The sequence below is a fragment of the Nitratidesulfovibrio liaohensis genome (genome assembly GCF_011682075.1).
GTDB classification, from domain to species: domain Bacteria; phylum Desulfobacterota; class Desulfovibrionia; order Desulfovibrionales; family Desulfovibrionaceae; genus Cupidesulfovibrio; species Cupidesulfovibrio liaohensis.
Map to the genome: position 1 here is coordinate 1 of NZ_VSMK01000365.1, position 2,857 is coordinate 2,857.

The following is a 2,857-nucleotide window of genomic DNA, read 5'->3' on the forward strand; positions in this document are numbered from 1 at the left end:
ACCCTGCGCACCTCAAGCGGGTGGACGCAGCGGGCTCCGTGCTCTCCGCACCGGGCGTGCCCTCCCGGCGGCAGGACCTGCCCGGCGTGCTGTGCCGCGACGGCGCGCTGACCCTGCTGCACGTTGGGGGCCGCACCACAAGAAGCACAACGGAAGTCGCCGCCGATGGCGTCCCCGACCTGCACGATTCCGCCCCCGGCGAATCCGCCAGCCTGTCCTATCACCCCATTTCCATAGGGCGCGCCCAGGCCACCCTGGTGGCCTCGCGTCTGGACGCCGCACGGGGCATGGCCCTTGCCGCCCATGACGGACACCCCGACATCACCGCCCAAGCCGCCACAGGAAACACCCCGTGAACGCCGCCTCCATCAACGCAGAACGGGGCGACCCGCGCCCCCGCTACCCCGACATCACCGACACCCTGTTCTGGGACGCCTACTTCGCGTGGCGCGATGCCTCGCTGCTGTCGGTGGAACGGTTCCACGCCCTGTACCTGGCCCTGCGCCACATCACGAGCCCCGACGCGCCCGGTGTGCCCGGCGCGCTGCTGGAATGCGGGGTGTACCGGGGCGGCTCGGCCTGCTTCTGCGCCGCCGTGCTGGCCCGATTGAGCCAGCCGGGGCAGGCGGAACGCGACCTTTTCTGGTGCGACACCTTCCGGGGTTTTTCCGACGGGGTGGAGGAAGCCTCCATCACCGGCGAGACTCTGCAAGCCTTTCCCAAGGATGACGTGCTGCCCGTGGCCATGGCCAACTTCACCCGCACCGGCTACCCGGCGCAGCGCCTGCACGTACTGCGCGGCCCGGTGCAGGCCACCATTCCCGGCGGCCCCCTGCCGGACGCCATCGCCCTGTTGCATCTGGATACCGACGATGCGGCCTCGGTGCTGCACGAACTGACCCACCTCTACCCGCGCCTGTCGCCGGGCGGGGTGCTGTGCATCGACGACTACGGCCACTTTCCCGGTGTGGGCCGCGCCGTGGACGCCTATTTCGCGGACCTTGCCCGCGCCGGGGGCACCCCGCCGCTGCTGACCCGCACCGACTACACGGGCCGCATGGGCGTGAAGCCCCGCGCCTGAACGCGGCCCCGGGACCTGCCGAACCGGCATCACCACCCCACGCCGCCCACCATGCTCACAACCGCAGGACACCACCCCGCATGACCAGCACGACAGACACCCCCATGGCCGACACACCCCACACCTCCGCCACACCCGACATGGCGGGTCTAGCCCGCTGCAACCCCCGGCTGGCCGCGTGGTTCGCCTGGTCGCACGACGACTGGCAGGGCGCTGACGCCGCGGGGGCTTACGTGCATCTGGGCTGTGGCGGCGCGGTGCTGGACGGCTTCGTGAACCTGGACTTTCTGCCCCACGACGAGCGGGTGCGCGAATGCCGCCTGCTGGACGTGTGGCCGCGCCGCCTTGCGGGGCAGGTGGCCGCCTTCTACGCGGAAGACGTCATCGAGCATTTCTATCTTACCGAGCAGTTGTACATCCTGTGCTCCATGAACGTGCTGCTGCGTCCCGGCGGCGTGGCCCGGCTGCTCACCCCGGACATCGGCCAGTTGTGGACCTACGGCCAACGCTTCGACCCCGCCGTCCTTGTGGGCAGCGGCGACTACTTCGCCGACGTGATGCGCTGCCGCAACGGCATGGACGCGGTGAACACCGGCCTGCGCATGGGCGGCCACCGCTGGCTGCACGACTTCACCAGCCTGCGCCGGGCGGCGGCGGAATGCGGCTTTGCCGCGCAACGCACCCCCTGCGCCGCGTCGGACGACCCCAAACTGTGCAACATCAACCTGCGCGACGAATCGGGCATCTCCTTCGCGGCGGAACTGCGCAAGACCCGGCCCCTGCGCCACCTGTTGGTGTGGCCGGAGCGCATCGCAAACGCCGTGCCCGTGGCAGGCGGCGATCCGGACAAATCCCCGAACGACGCGCTGCCCGCCGGGCTCGACGGCGGCCCGGACCGTGAACACCCGGACGCCTTCCAGCCGGTGTTCCGCGCCACCACCGGCGACCCCGGCATCACCTACCGCCTGCCGGACGTGGCTGTGGACCGCATCGCCATGGTCAACGTGCGCTCGGCCAACCTGAGCGAATTCCGCGAGCACAACTTCGCCAAGGCATACTTCCGTCTGGAGGAAAGCGGGGCCGTGTACGCCGACCGCACCCTGCATTCCGTGCCGCACATGAACGGCTTCACCCGCGCCGACGTGGAAACGGCCATGCGCGGCGAGACAACGCTGCGCTCCGTCCGCTTCGACCCTTCGGAACGGGAGGGCGACCTGTTCACCGTGGGGCCGCTGGAACTGTTCCTGTTCGACGACGCAAAGGACGGTGGGGAGAGCGGGGACGATGGCAACGGGGACCATGCGACGGACGCAGACGCGCGTCCCAAAGGCCGGAGCATGACGACGGTTGGAGCCAACGTGGCCGCCGGTTCCGCCGGTTCCGCCCCTTCCGCCAGCATCTCGTCCGGCAACATCCCGACCGGCGACCTGCCCCCGCACCTCGAAGACCACGTCATGGCCACCCCGTGCCGACAGGGCGTCATCCATCATTTCGACTTCGACGGCCCGGTGGGCATGGCGCTGGCCATCTACGGCGAATGGGCGCAGGCGGAACTGGACGAGTTGGCCCCCTACTCGCCCGCCGGGGGCCGCGTGCTGGACGTGGGGTCCAACGTGGGCACCCACGCCGTGGCCTTTGCCCGCATGGTGGGGGCAAGCGGGCAGGTGACCGCGCTGGAACCGCAGGCAGAGGTGTTCGCCCTGCTGCAACGCACCGTGGCCGTGAACGGCCTTGTAGGCGTGGTCACCCCGGTGCGGGCCGGGGCTGCGGGCCGGG

Annotated in this window: 2 protein-coding genes and 1 pseudogene; all 3 read left to right on the forward strand. The window is 70.4% G+C overall.

The window, feature by feature from the left end; translation table 11 throughout:
* Positions 1-356: pseudogene (locus FVW27_RS12350) on the forward strand (cytidylyltransferase domain-containing protein); the annotation flags it as partial.
* Positions 353-1,081, forward strand: coding sequence for a TylF/MycF/NovP-related O-methyltransferase (locus tag FVW27_RS12355; protein ID WP_167125553.1), 729 nt, complete (start codon positions 353-355; stop codon positions 1,079-1,081). The pseudogene FVW27_RS12350 and the gene FVW27_RS12355, both read left to right, overlap by 4 nt.
* A gap of 80 nt (positions 1,082-1,161) precedes the next feature.
* Positions 1,162-2,857 (forward strand): FkbM family methyltransferase (locus FVW27_RS12360; RefSeq protein ID WP_243838413.1); only part of this gene is annotated, 1,696 nt, incomplete at its 3' end.